Annotated in this window: 19 protein-coding genes; 17 read left to right on the forward strand and 2 right to left on the reverse strand. The window is 67.8% G+C overall.

Annotation, left to right across the window (positions count from 1 at the left end; genetic code table 11):
- Positions 1–6: 6 nt before the first annotated feature.
- The 10 genes from BKY59_RS12330 to BKY59_RS12375 all read left to right on the forward strand — a co-directional run bounded on the left by BKY59_RS12330 (position 7) and on the right by BKY59_RS12375 (position 8102).
- The gene (locus tag BKY59_RS12330) at positions 7–567 is read left to right on the forward strand and encodes a flagellar basal body-associated FliL family protein (RefSeq protein WP_076072370.1); all 561 of its coding nucleotides are present in this window, start codon (positions 7–9) and stop codon (positions 565–567) included.
- Between the two features lie 7 nt (positions 568–574).
- The gene (locus BKY59_RS12335; RefSeq protein WP_083672113.1) at positions 575–1528 is read left to right on the forward strand and encodes a flagellar motor switch protein FliM; all 954 of its coding nucleotides are present in this window, start codon (positions 575–577) and stop codon (positions 1526–1528) included.
- 5 nt (positions 1529–1533) lie between these two features.
- Positions 1534–1848 (forward strand): flagellar motor switch protein FliN, encoded by a 315-nt coding sequence (gene fliN, locus BKY59_RS12340; RefSeq protein WP_206362068.1) that lies wholly within the window; start codon positions 1534–1536, stop codon positions 1846–1848.
- A complete protein-coding gene (locus BKY59_RS12345; RefSeq protein ID WP_076071931.1) occupies positions 1845–2135 on the forward strand; it encodes a flagellar biosynthetic protein FliO in 291 nt (96 codons plus the stop codon). The genes fliN and BKY59_RS12345 overlap by 4 nt, the downstream gene beginning before the upstream one ends.
- A gap of 226 nt (positions 2136–2361) precedes the next feature.
- Positions 2362–3132, forward strand: coding sequence for a flagellar type III secretion system pore protein FliP (fliP, locus tag BKY59_RS12350; RefSeq protein ID WP_083672142.1), 771 nt, complete (start codon positions 2362–2364; stop codon positions 3130–3132).
- 222 nt (positions 3133–3354) lie between these two features.
- Positions 3355–3627, forward strand: a complete 273-nt coding sequence (fliQ, locus tag BKY59_RS12355) for a flagellar biosynthesis protein FliQ (protein WP_076071933.1) — start codon at positions 3355–3357, stop codon at positions 3625–3627.
- Between the two features lie 190 nt (positions 3628–3817).
- Complete coding sequence (fliR, locus tag BKY59_RS12360) at positions 3818–4603, forward strand: flagellar biosynthetic protein FliR (protein WP_076071934.1); 786 nt, start codon at positions 3818–3820, stop codon at positions 4601–4603.
- Positions 4604–4606: 3 nt separating this feature from the next.
- Entirely contained in the window at positions 4607–5746 is a 1140-nt protein-coding gene (locus BKY59_RS12365; RefSeq protein ID WP_076071936.1) for an EscU/YscU/HrcU family type III secretion system export apparatus switch protein, read from the forward strand.
- 324 nt (positions 5747–6070) lie between these two features.
- Positions 6071–7663: a flagellar filament capping protein FliD gene (fliD, locus tag BKY59_RS12370; RefSeq protein ID WP_076071938.1), complete on the forward strand. Its 1593-nt coding sequence runs from the start codon at positions 6071–6073 to the stop codon at positions 7661–7663.
- 25 nt (positions 7664–7688) lie between these two features.
- On the forward strand, positions 7689–8102 hold the full coding sequence (locus tag BKY59_RS12375) for a flagellar export chaperone FliS (protein ID WP_083672114.1): 414 nt from the start codon (positions 7689–7691) through the stop codon (positions 8100–8102).
- A gap of 141 nt (positions 8103–8243) precedes the next feature.
- On the opposite strand, the gene BKY59_RS12380 is transcribed toward BKY59_RS12375, so the two are convergent.
- Together BKY59_RS12380 and BKY59_RS12385 are read right to left on the reverse strand one after the other, a co-directional pair.
- On the reverse strand, positions 8244–8951 hold the full coding sequence (locus BKY59_RS12380; protein ID WP_076071940.1) for a fatty acid desaturase CarF family protein: 708 nt from the start codon (positions 8949–8951) through the stop codon (positions 8244–8246).
- Positions 8952–9245: 294 nt separating this feature from the next.
- Complete coding sequence (locus BKY59_RS12385) at positions 9246–9659, reverse strand: hypothetical protein (RefSeq protein WP_076071942.1); 414 nt, start codon at positions 9657–9659, stop codon at positions 9246–9248.
- A gap of 343 nt (positions 9660–10002) precedes the next feature.
- Between BKY59_RS12385 and BKY59_RS12390 the strand changes: the two genes are divergently transcribed.
- The 7 genes from BKY59_RS12390 to BKY59_RS12420 all read left to right on the forward strand — a co-directional run bounded on the left by BKY59_RS12390 (position 10003) and on the right by BKY59_RS12420 (position 14543).
- Positions 10003–10743, forward strand: coding sequence for a Sir2 family NAD-dependent protein deacetylase (locus tag BKY59_RS12390; RefSeq protein WP_076071944.1), 741 nt, complete (start codon positions 10003–10005; stop codon positions 10741–10743).
- A 52-nt stretch (positions 10744–10795) separates the two neighbouring features.
- Complete coding sequence (locus BKY59_RS12395) at positions 10796–11794, forward strand: NADPH:quinone oxidoreductase family protein (RefSeq protein ID WP_206362064.1); 999 nt, start codon at positions 10796–10798, stop codon at positions 11792–11794.
- Between the two features lie 105 nt (positions 11795–11899).
- The gene (locus BKY59_RS12400) at positions 11900–12223 is read left to right on the forward strand and encodes a DUF1476 domain-containing protein (RefSeq protein WP_076071946.1); all 324 of its coding nucleotides are present in this window, start codon (positions 11900–11902) and stop codon (positions 12221–12223) included.
- A gap of 2 nt (positions 12224–12225) precedes the next feature.
- A complete protein-coding gene (locus BKY59_RS12405) occupies positions 12226–12462 on the forward strand; it encodes a BolA/IbaG family iron-sulfur metabolism protein (protein WP_076071948.1) in 237 nt (78 codons plus the stop codon).
- A gap of 31 nt (positions 12463–12493) precedes the next feature.
- Positions 12494–12823, forward strand: coding sequence for a Grx4 family monothiol glutaredoxin (gene grxD, locus BKY59_RS12410; RefSeq protein WP_076071950.1), 330 nt, complete (start codon positions 12494–12496; stop codon positions 12821–12823).
- Between the two features lie 173 nt (positions 12824–12996).
- Positions 12997–13842, forward strand: coding sequence for an MBL fold metallo-hydrolase (locus BKY59_RS12415; protein ID WP_076071951.1), 846 nt, complete (start codon positions 12997–12999; stop codon positions 13840–13842).
- The gene (locus BKY59_RS12420; protein WP_083672115.1) at positions 13824–14543 is read left to right on the forward strand and encodes a DUF4230 domain-containing protein; all 720 of its coding nucleotides are present in this window, start codon (positions 13824–13826) and stop codon (positions 14541–14543) included. The genes BKY59_RS12415 and BKY59_RS12420 overlap by 19 nt, the downstream gene beginning before the upstream one ends.
- Positions 14544–14732 lie beyond the last annotated feature (189 nt).

A 14732-nucleotide genomic window follows, 5' to 3' on the forward strand; every position in this document is an offset into this window, starting at 1 on the left:
CAGACGATGAGCGACGACAAGACGGACGCGCCGGTCAAGAAGGGCGCGGGCAGGAAGAAGCTGATCCTGATCGGTTTGGGCGCGGTGCTGCTGGGTGGCGGCGGGGTCGGTGCGGGGATCTGGGCCGGCGGCGGCAAGGCGGCCGAGCATGAGACGGTCGACCGGCCGAAGCTGGTCGTGCGCGACGGCCTGCATGCCGACGAGGATGCCGGCGGGCCGAAGGGCACGGGCGGGATCGACAGGCTGAAATACAAGGTGTCCTATGCGCCGATCGAACAGCCGTTCACGTCGAACCTGCTGGACAGCGATTCGGTAGTGCAGATGGCGCTGGGCGTATCGACCTATTATGACGAGCGGGTGCTGGAAGCGGTGAAGACGGACGATACCCCCATCCGGTCCGAAATCCTGATGCTGCTGGCCGATCAGGATCCGGAGACGATCGCGACGCCGCAGGGCAAGAAGGCGCTGCAGAAGGCGTTGAAAAAGACTATCAACGACGTGCTGATCGACAAGGAAGGGTTTGGCGGGGTGGACGACGTGTACTTCACCAGTTTCATCATCCAGTGAGAAGCGCATGACGGATGCGCCCCCATCGCCATTTTCCGCCGGACTTGGCGCACGGGCGCAGCCCGGAGCGAAACCGGCGACGAAGGACGTCCAGCCGTTCGTGCTGGGGGGCGAGGCGTTTCACCCGACCGCGCGGCTGGCCGGGCTGGAACGGATTGCGGAACGGCTGACGCAGCCATTGCGCGCGATCGTCGAACCGTTTTCCCGGACGCGGACGGAGGTGATCGCGCAACCGATCGAGACGGTGCGGTTCGATGTCTGGAAGGACCGGATGCCGGGGTTCCAGAGCATCAGCCTGTTCCGGTTGCGGCCGATGAAGGCGGGGTTGCTGATCGCGGTGGAGCCGGGGTTCGTGGCACGGCTGGTGGACACATTCTACGGCGGGGCGGGCAAGGCCGGGCGAGCGGTGGCCCGCGAATTCACGCCGACCGAGGACCAGATGCTGACCCGCATTACCGACGAGCTGGTCGAGAAGCTGGTCGCGATCTGGGCGGACGTGGTGACGGTGTCGCCGTCGCTGGGGGGGCGCGAGACCAAGATCGACCATGTCAGCCTGGTGCGCGGTGACGAACCGGTGGTGGTGCAGCGGTTCGTGGTGACGCCGATGGGGCAGCCGGCCAGTACGGTGTCGCTGGTCTGGTCGTTGGCCGCGATCCGCCCGTTCGAGGCGCAGCTGGCGGCCAAGGTGCATGACGATGCCGGGCCGGCGGATGCGGACTGGCGCGCGCGGATGGCGCATGCACTCGAAAATGTTCGCCTGCCGGTACGCTCGGTGCTAGCGCGACCGGAGCTTTCGGTATCGCAGTTAATGCAGCTGAAGGTCGGGGACGTCATCCCGATCACGCTGGCGCAGAAGGCGCCGCTGATCGTCGCCAGTCGCAAGTTCGCCCATGGCACGATCGGCGAGCGCGACGGGCGGGCGGCCCTGATGATCGAACAGGTCGGGGGCGGGGACGAATGATGGACATGGGCGCAGAAGGGGTTGGGGATGACGCCGGCGGCGGGCTTGCCGGGCGCAACTACAAGATGCTGTCGGACATTCCGCTGCGGCTGTCGGTGGAAGTAGGGTCTACCTCGCTGAAACTGAGCGAGCTGCTCGATCTGGCAGAGGGTTCGGTGGTGGAACTGGACCGGCAGGCGAACGAACTGCTCGACATATTGGTGAACGGCACGCTGGTGGCGCGCGGCGAGGTGGTGACGGTGGGCGGCCGGTTCGGCATCCGCGTGGTTGACGTGGTGGCGACGGATGCGCGGATCGCCGGCCTTGAACGCCGGACATGATCGGTGCGGGCTATATTCTGCAGCTGATCCTGATGCTCGCGCTGGTCGCGGGCATGGCGGTGGGCGCGCTGTGGCTGTGGCGCAAGGCGCAGCCGGGACTGGGGTTCGGCGGGCGGCAGCGGTACGTCAAGGTGGTGGACGCGGTGCCAATGGGGGGCACGTCGCGGCTGGCGGTGGTGGAGTTCGACGAACGGCATCTGCTGATCGCGGTATCGCGCGGGCAGATCACGCTGCTGGCCGACGGGCCGGCCCCGTTGCTGGTGCCGGCGGACGATGCGGATGCGTGAGGGGGTGGGGGCTGGCCCCCACGGCCTCCGTTCGGTTCGAGCCTGTCGAGAACCCGGTCCGGCTGTTGCGCGAGGTTCTCGACTCCGCGTCTCGACTGCGCACGACGCTCGCTCGGACCGAACGGCTTTTGGGAAGCGGGGACTGCGTTTGCGCGCCGGCATATGGACCACGCTGCGCGCCTACGGGCCGGCTTTCTGGGCAAAGGCGGTGTTGCTTTCGGTCGTCATGACCGTGCTGCTGGCCTATGCCGCGCCGCTGTTGGCGCAGGGAGTGGCGCCTCCGCCCGGCACCACGCTGGCGGCGGGGGCGGCGCAGACGGGCGCGCTGGACCGCGCGCTGACGACGATATCGGGCGACGGGCGGCCGCTGTCGCTGTCGTTGCAGATCCTGGTGCTGATGAGCCTGCTGACGGTTCTGCCGTCGCTGGTGCTGATGATGACCAGTTTCACGCGGATCATCATCGTGCTGTCGATCCTGCGGCAGGCGCTGGGGTTGCAGCAGACGCCGCCGAACCAGGTGCTGGTGGGGCTGGCGCTGTTCCTGTCGCTGTTCGTCATGCGGCCGGCGGTGGACCAGATCAACGCCAACGCGTTCCGCCCCTATGGCGCAGGCCAGATCGGGATCGAGGAGGCGATCGGGCGGTCCGCGACCGTGCTGCACGGGTTCATGGAAGGGCAGGTGCGGCAGACCGACCTGAAACTGTTCGCGGACATGGCCAAGGTGCCGGCGTTCGCCAACCCGCGCGACATTCCGTTCACGATCCTGCTGCCCGCCTTCGTCACCTCGGAGCTGAAGACCGCGTTCCAGATCGGGTTCCTGATCTTCCTGCCGTTCCTCATCATCGACCTGGTGGTGGCGTCCACGCTGATGGCGCTGGGCATGATGATGCTGAGCCCCGCGATCATATCGATGCCGTTCAAGCTGCTGCTGTTCGTGCTGGTCGATGGCTGGGCGCTGACGATGGGGTCGCTGGCGGCCTCGTTCGGCACGGGGTGAGCATGGGTTGGATATCCGCCACGTCCGGCGTGGTGATCGAACACGGCGTTCGCTGGTATGACCAGCGTGAGGAGCGCTGTTCTTTTCCCCGTCATCCCAGCGAAGGCTGGGATCCATTATCACTACGGTCCGGGTTGGCTGCCGGCGGAGTGATAATGGATCCCGACTTTCGTCGGGATGACGGGGGAGGGGGCAGCGTTCGGACCGACAGGCGCGTCCGTCATGGCTGATGCGGATTATTTCGTCGGGATCGCGCAGCAGGCGTTGTGGGTGCTGGCGCTGGCGACTGCGCCGATCCTGGTGCCGGCGCTGGTGGCGGGACTGATCCTGGGGATGATCCAGGCGGCGACGTCGATCCAGGAACAGACGCTGAGTTTCGTGCCGAAGCTGATCGTTGTGGGGATGTGTCTGGCGCTGTTCGGCGGGGCGATCCTGATGCTGATCGCTGATTTCACGCGCGAGATGTTCGCGCGGATCCCGGAGCTGATGCGGTGAGGGTTGGCGCTGCGTGCGTCGGGACAGCGTATCCCTGCACAGGCGAAGGTCCAGTTTCGCGCTCCGATCTGGACCCCCGCCTGCGCGGGGGTACGGGCGCCTCGCGTCCGGGGTACGGTTCGGGGTTGGGGCACGATTCCAGCGTGGGGTGCGGTTCTGGGTCGCTGTACTGTTCGGGCGGTGTCCGGGCATGATCCCGACAGGCTTCGCCGGCGTCGAGGCGCAGTTGTGGATCTGGCTGATCGCGATGATCCGGCCGGGGGCGGCGTTTCTGGCGGCGCCGATCTTCGGCGCGCCGCAGGTGCCGGTGCAGGTGCGGCTGATCGTCAGCCTGGCGGTGGGGATTCCGGCGCTGGCGGCGGTGCCGTTCGTGCTGCCGGCGGACGGGCTGGCGAGCATCGCCGGGTTCGCGCTCATCATCGGCGAGGTGCTGGCCGGGCTGGCGCTGGGTTTTGCGGTGCAGATCGGTTTTTCGGCGGCGCTGCTGGCGGGCGAGACGATCGGCAATGCGATGGGGCTGGGTTTTGCCAGCATGATCGACCCGACGTCAGGCGCACAGAGCCAGGCGCTGGGGCAGTTCCTGAATATCCTCGGCACCTTCCTGTTCCTCGCGATGGGCGGCCATCTGCTGCTGGCGATGATCGTGTTCGAAAGTTACCGCGCGTTGCCGCCGGGGGAGGCGTGGCTGGGCTATGACGCGCTGGCCGGGCTGGTGCGGTTCGGGGGGACGGTGTTCGCGGCGGGGCTGGTCATCGCGCTGCCGGTGGGGTTTGCGGTGGTGCTGGTGCAACTGGTGATGGGGATGCTGGCGCGGTCGGCACCGGCGCTCAACCTGTTTTCGGTCGGGTTGCCCGCGGCGTTGCTGGCCGGGCTGGTGCTGATGGCGTTCGCGGCCCCGTCGATGGCGGATGCGATCACCCGCGCGCTGACCGCGGCGCTGGAATATTCGCGCACGCTGTCGCTGGGGCGCAGCTGAGCGATGTCGGACGCGCCCGACACCGACCAGAAGACCGAGGCGCCAACCGAGAAGCGGCGGCGCGATTCGGCGGAGAAGGGCGACGTCCTGCAATCGCGCGAGCTGGGCACCGCGCTGGTGGTGCTTGCGGGGGCGGGGTGGCTGGCGATGGCCGGGCCGTGGATGGTGCAGGCGTTGCGCGACATGCTTGTCCGGTCGCTGCGGTTCGGACGGGAGGACGTGATCGGGTTCGATCCGGGGGCGGCGTTTGCGAGCCAGCTGTCGGGCATCGTGGTGCCGCTGTTCTTGCTGCTGTTCCTGACGATGTTCGCGGCGGTGGTGACGCCGGCGCTGCTCGGGTCGCTGGGGTTCCGGATGAGTGCGGTCGGGTTCAAGGCATCGAAGCTCAATCCGCTGACCGGGATCAAGCGGATCTTCGGCACGCAGGGGCTGGTGGAACTGGGCAAGTCGCTGGCCAAGGTGGTCGTGCTGGGCGGGATCGGCTGGTGGCTGATCGCCGGCGAGGTGCGGTCGATCACCGGCTATGGCAGCGCGGAGGTCGGCCCCGCGATCGACGCGATGGGGCGGACGTTCGTCCATGCGGTGCTCATCATGGCGCTGGCGCTGCTGCTGATCGCGGGGGTCGACGTGCCCGCGCAGGTGATGCAGCGCGCCGGACGGATGCGGATGACCAAGCAGGAGGTGAAGGACGAGAACAAGGAGTCCGACGGCAACCCGGAGATGAAGGGCCAGCAGCGCCGGCGCGCGGCCGAGGTGTTGCGTGGGTCCGCGCGCGTGGCGGTGACCGAGGCGACGGTGGTACTGACCAACCCGACGCATTTCGCGATCGCGCTGCGCTACCGCCCCGGGGAGGATGCCGCGCCGACGGTGGTGGCCAAGGGCCGCGGCGAGACGGCCACCGCGATCCGCGAACTGGCCAAGGAGCAGGCGGTGCCGATGCTGAGCTATCCGCAGCTGGCGCGCGCCATCTATTTCACGTCGCGGTCGGGGCAGCTGGTGCGCGAGGACCTGTATATGGCGGTGGCGACCGTGCTGGCGTTCGTGTTCCGGCTGGACCAGGCGATGGCGGAGGGGCAGCCGCAGCCGGTGGTGGACGTGCCGGTGGACGCGCGGTTCGACGAGCAGGGCAAGCGCGGGGCGTGAGGGGGTGGCTCCGGAACCGTGGAGCGTTGGGGCATTCCCCGAACCTGGCAGAGCGGAGCGGCGTCGGCTTCTCGGCTGCGCTCGAAGGGCCCCTCGACTGCGCTCGGGATGGACGGGGGTGAGCACGAACTGCCGGACCGTCATGCCAACTCCGTTTGGTTCGAGCCTGTCGAAAACCCTGCGCGAAGTTCTCGACAAGCTCGAACCAAACGGATTTGGGGGGGAGTTTGGTGACGGCGTGGACATGGGCGTCATCCGTTCCGCGAAACGATCCGTTTAAGGTCTGTCCGCTACGGTCGTTACAGGGGTTGAAGAGGACGCGCCGTGGTTTCGATCGCAACATCGTTGGGGACCGGGTCGGGGATCGACACGCAGCAGCTGGTCAAGGACCTGGCGGCGGCGGCGAAGGCGCCGAAGGCGGCGCTGATCGCGCGGAAAGAGGCCGCCAATACCGCGCGTGTCTCCGCGCTGGGGGCGGCGTCGAGCGGGATCGAGACGTTCGCGACGTCGCTGAACGAGCTGCTGTCCGGCGGGACGCTCTATACCCAGCCGACGAGCAGCAATGCCGGCGCGGTGTCGGTGAGCGCGCTGGCCGGATCGCGGCTGGCGGGGCTGTCGGCCAGCATCCAGGTCAACCGGCTGGCGACGGCGCAGAGCCTGATGTCGGCACCCGTCGCACGCGATGCGACGTTCGGCGGGGCGCTGTCGATGAAGGTCGGCGGGGCGGCGGCGTTCGATGTGGACATTCCGGCCGGCGACCGGAGTCTGGCCGGCATCGCGCGAGCGATCAGCGGATCGGGCAGGGGCGTGACTGCAAGCGTGGTGACGCAGGGGACGACCGCCCGGCTGGTGGTGAAGGGCGCGAGCGGCACGGCGAGCGCGTTCACGATGACCGGAACCGGGGATCTGGCGCAGTTCGGGTTCCCGGCGACCGGCGAGGCCGACGGTGCGGCAGGCATGACCGCGACGCAGGCGGCACAGGATGCCGAGGTGGTGATCGACGGGGTCGCCACGACGCGCGCCACCAACAGCATCACCGATCTGGTCGACGGCGTGAAGATCGACCTGAAGACCGTCACCACCAGCGCGGTGGCGATCGGCGCGGAACCGCCGACCGCGGCGATCCGCACGGCGGTGCAGGACTTCGCCAACGCCTATAACGAATTGAAGACCACGCTGGACGCGTTGACGACCAGCGGGAGCGGCGGCAGCGGCGTGGGTGCGCTGCGGTCCGACACCGGCGTGCGGGAGATGCAGCGCCAGCTGGGGCGGCTGACCGCGACGGTGCTGGCGTCCGGCACCGGCCCGCGCACGCTGGCCGAAATCGGGATGCGGACCGCGCGCGACGGATCGCTGAGCGTCGACACCGCCGTGCTCGACAGGATGCTGGCGCAGGACCCGGACGGGGTCGAGGCGCTGTTCAACCCGGCGCAACGCAGTTCCGACCCGTTGCTGACGATCACCAGCGCGATGGGGCGGACGAAGCCGGGCACGTACCAGATCACCGATATCGTCACCGGCACGCCGCCGTCGGCCAAGATCAACGGCGTGCAGGCCGTGTCGATCGGCGGGGTGCTGTCCGCGTCCGGCGTGACGAGTGCAGCGGGCCTGTCGTTCACGGTGAAGGCGGGCGTGACCAGCGCCACGATCATCGTCGATTCGGGTCTTGGCGGCGCGTTGCAGACGATCCGCGACCAGTTGAAGGCAACCAACGGCCCGCTGTTCAACAGTTACAGCAGCGCGAGCGCAGAGGCCAAGGAACTGGCCAAGAGCCGTACCGCAATGGAGAGCCGCGACGCGCTCTATACCAAACAGCTTTCCACCAGTTTCACCAAGATGGACAGCCGGGTCGGCGCGCTGAAGGCGACGCAGGCCTATCTGAAGCAGCAGATCGCTGTGTGGACCAACGACGACTAAAGCCGACAGACCGGGACATTACAGCATGTATCAAGCACTTCGTACATCGCCGTCGGCAGGCGCCGGGGCGGCAGGGGTCGGCGATCATTACCGGTCGATCGACCTGACGTCGAAGATCGAGGCCGCGTCGCCGCACCGGCTGATCGCGATCCTGTACGACGAACTGATCCTGTCGCTTTCGATGGTGAAGGGCGCGATCCGCCGGCGCGAACCGATGCGGATCAATGAAGGCCGCGCGCGGGCGCAGTCGATCGTCCAGACGCTGAATGCGGGGCTGGACCACGCGAAGGGCGGCGATATCGCAACCGCGCTGGCATCGGTGTACCGCGAGGCGGACCGCCTGATCGCCAGCGGATGCCGCAGCCTGGACACCGCCGAGATCGACGCGGCGCAGAAGCTGATCGGCGAAATTTCGGAGGCCTGGAACCAGATCGGTTGAGGGCGGCGGCGGGGTTGAGCTGTTCCTCCTTCGCCCGTCATTCCGGCGCAGGCCGGGACCGCGCTCTGGCTTGGAGTGCAGGCTTTACCGGAGGGAGATGCCGGCCTTCGCCGGGATGGAGTGTGGGAACGGCGGCGCTTTTTACGCCCGTTCCGGTTCCAGTCCGTGCGGCGGCATGCGGCCGGTGCGTTGCAGCCAGGCGAAGACGCGGTTGAGCAGCGGGTTGGACCAGCCATTGTTCGTGCTGAAATCGCAGGTGAGCGTGGCGTGGTGGTGGGCATGGTCCTGCGGCCGCATGACGAGCCGGGTGGCGCGGAGCGCGCGCACGATCCACGGCACGTCGGTACGGTGGAGCGCACCGTGGAAATATTGCGCGAAGGTGGTGCCCAGCACGAAGGTGATCCCGGCCGCGATGACCCCGGCCGGCAACGGCAGCAGCAGGCAGGCCAGAGTCAGCAGCAGCGCGGCCGGCAGCGTGGCGAACAGCACGGTCGACCCGATCAGCCGCACGATGTTGCGCCGGCCCAGCGCATCGGGGCGCGGATGGTGGTTCTTGAAATCGAACACCAGCCGCTCGAACGGCCCGAGCTGCGCAAAGGTGGCGTCCCGCAGCCGGATATAGTCTTCGGATTCACGCGACCCCTCGTAGAAATAGATCGTGTCCAGCCCGATGCCCGTCCGGCACGGCTTATAGTCCATGTACATATGGACCGCGCCCGACATCATGTCGGCCAGATACCAGCCGAGCAGCGCGCCCGGCACGATCCACCAGTCCGCCCGCACGACGAGCATGGCAAGGTCGGCGGCCAGCAGGGAGGCGAGCAGGACGAGAGCGAGACGGATTTTCATGGCGGTTCCAGACGGTTCGCCTTCACTATAGCGCCTGACCCCGTTCGATGCGACCCGTCGCGGAAGGACGGCATCCATCGATGGGGTGATGCCCGGAGATGCGGCGGATCTCGATGGTAAGCGGTCCGGCGGCCTTCAGGGAGCGGGACGGCGAGGGCAGCGGTCTGGTGACGTCGCTTCCTTTCCGAGAAACATGGAGGAAACGGGAACGGCTCCGATGGGATCTGGCTCTGGCTGGGTCCATTTATGAAACGGAGCAGGAGCGTCGCGATGGTCGAAAACCATGGCACCCTTCTAGCGGGCTTTGGATGAGTCGCCGTTCTTGAACTCAAACCTTACCGCCAGAAATGGTGCCGATCCCCGGTTAAGCACGGCATGCAGGCCCTCCGGCTCGGCCCGGATGGTTTGCGAAACCTCGAGTGCGGGCGCATCCATTCGCTCCGTCTCCACCAGCCGCCCGTCAACCAGCTTGTACATGATGTAGGTGATCGGTTGCGGCTGTTCGAAATACATCACGCTCGGCCATCGGTGATCGTGGACCGGCTCGGTTGCTCCAGGGGCCACCTTGACCCGCAGCACCCGGATACTGTCATCCTCCATCAAGACCTGATGGCTATTCGGTGCAGCAGCGACTGCATCGAAGTTCGTGGTTTGCGCCGCGACCGGCGTGGTGGTCGCGATCATCATTGCCAGAAGCACCGGTCGCATCGAAATCTCCTGTGAAGATGCGCTGCATCGCCTGTATATGTAGATTCCAATGATCAACGTAACGAAACCGCCCGGCGTCTGCTATTGGAATCGCGGTAACAAAACTGGTTGCAGCTGAACGAATTTCCCTACATCGCATGTGGGACATGAAAAAACCGGAATAGTTCGGTTGGCCTAAAGGACCAATTCCGACATCGCAGACAAGTAATGATGACTGTGCGCCATTGACTGTTGGCGGCTGTTCCGATGAGCGGCCGTGATCGGATCCGAGGGAGGACGGGGTGTAGCGTCGTCAGCGCGACGGGCAGGTTTCGCGTTGCCCGCCGCATGCTAAGGCGGTGCCATGCGTGGCATCTGCAATATCGTCGTCCTGACCGGGGCGGGACTGTCGGCGGAGTCGGGGATACCGACCTTTCGGACGGTGGGGGGCGTGAATTACTGGGATACGGGGGACGGCACGGCATACACGATCGAGGAGGTCTGCACGCCCGAGGCGCTGGAGCGCGACGAACGACTGGTGCAGGCCTTTTACGACGGGCGGCGGGCGGCGCTGGACCATGTGGTGCCCAATGCGGCGCACCGGGCGCTGGCGCGGCTGGCGGCGGAGTGGAACGGCGGGCTGACGATCGTCACGCAGAATGTCGACGATCTGCTGGAGCGTGCGGGGCTGCCGGTGGACCGGGTGTGGCATATGCACGGGACGCTTCGGTCCGCATTGTGCCGCGCGTGCGGGGGGCGGATCGCGTGGGAGGGGGCGCTGGTGGACGGGCCGCCCTGTCCGGTGTGCGGCGCGGCTGCGCTGCGGCCGGACATCGTGTTCTTCGGCGAGATGCCGCATCATATGGACGCGATCGAGGCGGCGCTGGCCGATGCCGACCTGTTCGTGTCGATCGGAACGTCGGGCGCGGTCTATCCGGCCGCCGGGTTCGTGCAGACGGCACGGCATTATGGCGCGCGGACGCTGGAGCTGAACCTCGACCCGTCGGCGGGCAGCATATTCTTCGACGAGACGCGGCTGGGGCCGGCGGGGCTGCTGGTGCCGGACTGGGTCGATGCGATGCTGGCGGTCGGGGCTTTACGTTAACGGCAAGGTGGGGGACAAGGTTCGCAAATAGACCAGCGAGAGGATCCCAGCGATGAAAGCCCTGTTGTCGATTGCGCCCGGCGGCCCCGAAACCCTGACGCTGGGCGAGGTGGTGGCACCGGTGGCGAAGATCGGCGAGCTGCTGGTCGATGTTCGGGCGTGCGCGATCAACTATCCCGACGTGCTGATCATCGAGGACAAGTATCAGATGCGGCCCGAGCGGCCGTTTTCGCCGGGGTGCGAGGTGGCCGGCACGGTCGTGGCGGTGGGCGCGGGGGTCGAAGACTGGGCGGTGGGCGACCGGGTAGTCGCGACGACCGGCCATGGCGGGCTGGCCGAGCAGGTGGCGGTGCCGGCCGCGATGGCGTTTCCGCTGCCCCCGGGACGCGACTTCGCACAGGGTGCGGCGTTGCTGCTGACCTATGCCACCACGATCCATGCGCTGCTGGACCGCGGGCGGTTACGCAGCGGCGAGACGTTGCTGGTGCTGGGTGCGGCGGGCGGCGTGGGGCTGGCCGCGATCGAACTGGGCAAGGCATATGGCGCGCGCGTGATCGCCGCGGTATCGAGCGCGGCAAAGGCGGATGCCGCGCGGGCGGCGGGGGCGGACGACGTGGTCGTGTACCCGCGCGCGCCGTTCGACCGGGATCAGGCCAGGGCGGTGGGCGCGCTGTTCAAGGCGGCGGTCGGGCCGGGCGGGGCGGACGTGATCTATGATCCGGTCGGCGGCGATTATGCGGAACCCGCGTTGCGCGCGATCGCGTGGGGCGGGCGATATCTGGTGGTGGGGTTTCCGGCCGGCATCCCGAAGCTGCCGCTCAACCTGACGCTGCTGAAGAGTTGCGATGTGTGCGGCGTGTTCTGGGGGGCGTTCGCGATGCGCGACCCGGCGGCGAACCGTGCGCATGTCGACACGCTGTTCCAGCTGTGGGCCGAGGGGCGGATCGCGCCGGTGGTGACCGAGCGGTTCGCGCTGGCCGACGGGGGGGCGGCGATCGCGAAGCTGGGCGCGCGCGACGCAATCGGCAAGCTGGTGGTGGAGGTGGCCTGACCCCGCGCCGTACCCGCGCCGGACCCGGTCATGCGGCGGCGGGCATTGCGCGGGGCGGACGCGCACCCTATCCCCCTAGGGAACGACCGACCGGGGATATGAGCGATGACCACCTTCGACGAGCGCGAGCAGGCCTATGAGACGAAGTTCGCGCGCGACGACGAGATGCAGTTCCGCGTCGTGGCGCGGCGCAACCGGCTGCTCGGCGAATGGGCGGCCGGGTTGATGGGGCTGACGCCGGAGGAGACCGACGCCTATTCCAAGGCGGTGATCCAGGCCGAGTTCGAGGATGCGGGCGACGAGGATGTCGTGCGCAAGCTGCTGGGCGACCTGACGTCGGCGGGGGTCGAGATGGACGAGGGCCGCATCCGCGAGGCGTTGAGCGAGCGGGCCATCGCGGCGCGCCGGCAGTTGATGGAAGCGCAGTAATCATGGCGATGACGGCCGCCGATATCACCGCGATGATCGCCGCTGCGATCCCCGATGCGGTGGTGGAGATCACCGACCTGGCCGGCGACGGCGACCATTATGCCGCGACGGTGACCGCGGAAAGTTTCCGCGGGCAGACGCGCGTCGCGCAGCAACGCCGCGTATACGACGCGCTGGGCGGGCGGATGGGCGGCGTGCTGCACGCGTTGCAACTGAAGACGGGCGTTCCCACCTCCTAACCCTGCAATCGACGATTTCGAGGACCATGCCATGACCGACGACGCCCAGGGCCGTATTGCCACCGCCGTGCAATCCGCCGACGTATTGCTGTTCATGAAAGGCACGCCGCTGTTCCCGCAGTGCGGTTTTTCCAGCCGCGCGATCGCGATCCTCGATCATCTGGGCGTCGAATATGCGACGGTCGACGTTTTGCAGGACCAGGGCATCCGGCAGGGGATCAAGGAATTCTCCGACTGGCCGACGATCCCGCAGCTCTATGTGAAGGGCGAGTTCGTCGGCGGATCGGACATCATGATGGAAATGTACGAGGCGGGCGAACTGGCCGAGTTGCTGGACGAGAAGAAGGTGGTGCGGGGCTGAAGCGCGTTTCCCTCCCCCCCATTGGGAGGAGGGCTTGCTGGTCGGATCCTGCGTTGCCGTCGCCATCCCCGGCGGTGGTCGGGATTTCGTTCGGGCTTGGGGTGGCGCTTGGTCGAAGGGTAATCCCGGCCTGCGCCGGGATGACGTTTCGAGGATGTGAGGAGGCGTAGCGCATGTCCGACGTCACCATCCTCCATCCGCTGGTGCGGCGGCTGACCGCGCCCAATGCGTCGGCTTATACCCATACCGGTACACAGACCTATCTGGTCGGGCGCGGCGAAGTGGCGGTGGTCGATCCGGGGCCGGCGGATGCGGGCCATGCCGCGGCCATCCTGGCGGCGACCGCGGGAGAGCGGATCGTGGCGATCGTCTGCACCCATACGCACCGCGACCATAGCCCGGCGGCGGTATCGTTGAAGGCCGCGACCGGTGCGCGGATCGTCGGCTGTGCGGCGCTGGTGCCGGCGGCGGGCGCGGACGGCGGTGTCGATGCGGCCTACGACCTCGATTATGCGCCGGACCGGGTGCTGGCGGACGGGGAGGCGGTGTCGGGCGCGGGCTGGACGTTGCGCGCGGTGGCGACGCCGGGGCACACGTCGAACCATCTCTGTTATGCCCTGCCCGAGGCGGACGGGCTGTTCAGCGGCGACCATGTGATGGGGTGGTCGACCTCGATCGTGTCGCCGCCGGACGGCGACATGGGCGCCTATATGGCGAGCCTGGAACGGCTGGTCGGGCGCGACGAGGCCGTGTTCTGGCCGGGGCATGGCGATCCGGTCGACCGGCCGCAGCGGCTGGTGCGCGGGATGCTGGGCCATCGCCGGCAGCGCGAGGGACAGATCCTGCGGCGGCTGGCGGCGGGGCCGGCCGGCGTCGAGGCGCTGGTTGCGACGATGTACGCCGGACTGGCCGAGGCGCTGCATGGTGCGGCGGCGCGATCGGTGCTGGCGCATCTGATCGATCTGGAACGGCGTGGGCTGGTGATGCGGGAGGGCGCGGCATGGGCGAGCACGAACTGAAGACGCCGACGCGCGGGATCGTGCCGGGATGGGCGATCGGAATCGCGGTGATCGTGCTGGCCGTCGCCGCCAGCACGATCGGCTATCGCCATTATACCAGCCGCTACGAAGTGGGGACCGACGATGGCGGGCGTGCGGTGGCCGAAGCGGTGGTAACGTCGTTTCAGCCGATGGGCGACCTGCGCGTGGCGCGGATCGGCGGGATCGCGCAGAGCGTCGCGTCCGATACGCGGATGGGCGGGATGCTGGTGTCCAACCGCGTGATGAAGGCCCCATTCGAAGCGAGCTACTTCGTCGATCTGTCGCGGCTCGACCGGCGCGATTTCCGGTGGGATGCGCGCAGCCGCACGTTGATCGTGACGGTGCCCGACGTACGGGTCGATGCGGTGAACGTCGACGAGTCGCGCATGACGGTGGACCGGACGACGGGCGTTTTCGTGTCGCGTGCGGCGATGGCGGCGTTGCAGCAGAAGGCGTCGGCGGGGGCCATGACGGTGGCGCGTCGCACGGCGAACGCGCCGGAACGGATCGTGGCGGCGCGACGCAACGGGCGGGCGCAGATCGCGGCGCTGCTGGTGCGGCCGCTGCGCATCGCGGGCGTCGATGCGACGGTGCGGGTGCGGTACGAGGGCGAGCCGGGCGGCGACGATGCGCAGCTGGACCGCAGCCGGTCGATCGCGGAGATACTGGCGTTGCCTTGACGGGAAGTATCGCCTGAGACGCCGTCATCCTGACGGACGTCAGGATCCATTATTACTCCGTCGCCGGTCGGGTGGGCGCGTCGTGATGGGGCGGAACAGCCTTTGACGGACGGGTGGCCGTGACGGTTCGCCATGTTCTTGTCGCACGTCGCTCGGCGTTCGGTGCGCTGTCGTGAATGGACTGCGACC

This window comes from Sphingomonas montana (assembly GCF_001956315.1).
Classification (GTDB): Bacteria; Pseudomonadota; Alphaproteobacteria; order Sphingomonadales; family Sphingomonadaceae; genus Sphingomonas_R; species Sphingomonas_R montana.